This window comes from Paraburkholderia steynii (genome assembly GCF_900100565.1).
Taxonomy (GTDB): Bacteria; Pseudomonadota; Gammaproteobacteria; order Burkholderiales; family Burkholderiaceae; genus Paraburkholderia; species Paraburkholderia terrae.
The window spans coordinates 1-1,247 of the sequence record NZ_FNDI01000082.1; the positions used below are offsets into that span (position 1 = coordinate 1).

At 61.3% G+C, this 1,247-nt stretch carries 1 protein-coding gene; it reads right to left on the reverse strand.

The features are described 5' to 3' along the window. Positions 1–8: 8 nt before the first annotated feature. Positions 9–1,183 (reverse strand): IS3 family transposase gene (locus BLT65_RS46230; RefSeq protein ID WP_244187127.1). Its coding sequence is split into 2 segments (ribosomal slippage): positions 9–925 and positions 925–1,183, totalling 1,176 coding nucleotides; the frame shifts between segments, so codons are not numbered across the junction. Positions 1,184–1,247 lie beyond the last annotated feature (64 nt).

Here is a 1,247-nt window from a genome sequence, read left to right on the forward strand (position 1 = left end):
TGAAGTGGTCAAGTAATCCTGGACACTTTTTCTGCTTTCCCTCTTTTCTTGCTGGTTACTTCATATTCGGCGGGCGGCATGTTGCCGGCCGCCGAATGTAGCCGCTCGTGGTTGTAGAACGTCACGATGTAATCGGTGACATCGGACTTTGCAGTGAGATAGTCAGGGTATGGACGTAGTCTCACGCGCTCCGTCTTCAGGCTTCGAAAGAAGCGTTCTACCACTGCGTTGTCCCAGCAGTTGCCCTTGCGGCTCATGCTCTGTGTGATGCGGTTCTTGCCGAGGAAGGCCCGGAAAGCGTTGCTGGTGTACTGGCATCCCTGATCCGAATGGAACATCACTCCGGGCGCGGGGCGACGCATATCCAGCGCCAGCTGCAACGCCCGTATCACGAGGTTGGTGTCAGGCGAGGCCGAGCAGGCCCATCCGACCACACGCCGCGAGAACAGGTCTATCACAACGGCGAGGTACAGCCAGCCCTCCTGGGTCCAGACGTAGGTCACATCCCCCGCCCAGACCCGGTTGGGCATCGCGACATCAAATGCGCGCCTGAGGCGGTTGGGGGCGCACGTCGCGGCGTCGCCGCCCTTTGGATACTGATGCGTGCGCACCACGCGCGCCTGCACGCCGGCTTCGCGCATCAGGCTGCGGGCGCGGTGGCGTCCCGCGTTGTGACCGCGCCGGCGCAACTCCTGCGACATGCGCCGGCTGCCACACGTCTGGTCATACTGGGCATGAATCGCACACACCTCACGCAACGCCGTTTGCCGCTGCGACTGCGCGCGGGCACGCCCCGCTTGCCACGCGTAGTAACTGCTGCGCGCCACGCCCAGGCTCCGACAGACAGCCGCTACCGGAAAAGCCTTCCCCGCCTGCTGGATCACTTCGTATTGCGTTCCAGTTCCTTGACAAAGAAGGCCGTGGACTTTTTTAAAATGTCGCGCTCCCGCTCCAGTTCGGCTACCCGCCTTTCCAGCTCCTGAATGCGGGTCTGGGCAGGCGTCGCGCCTGCCTTTGGCGGTTCGGTCACCGCACCCTGCGGCTGGCGATCACCAAGCCAGCGACGCAGCGCCGTCTCGCCAATACCCAGCCCTCGTGCTGCCTTGGTGACCGTATAACCTTGTTGCAGTACCAGATTAACTGCATCTTCCTTGAACTGCGGCGAGAATTCCCTTCGTCCCATCGAACACCTCTCTGTTGGCTAGAAGTCTACCTTTTGAGGTGTCCAGGATCATTGGACCACTACA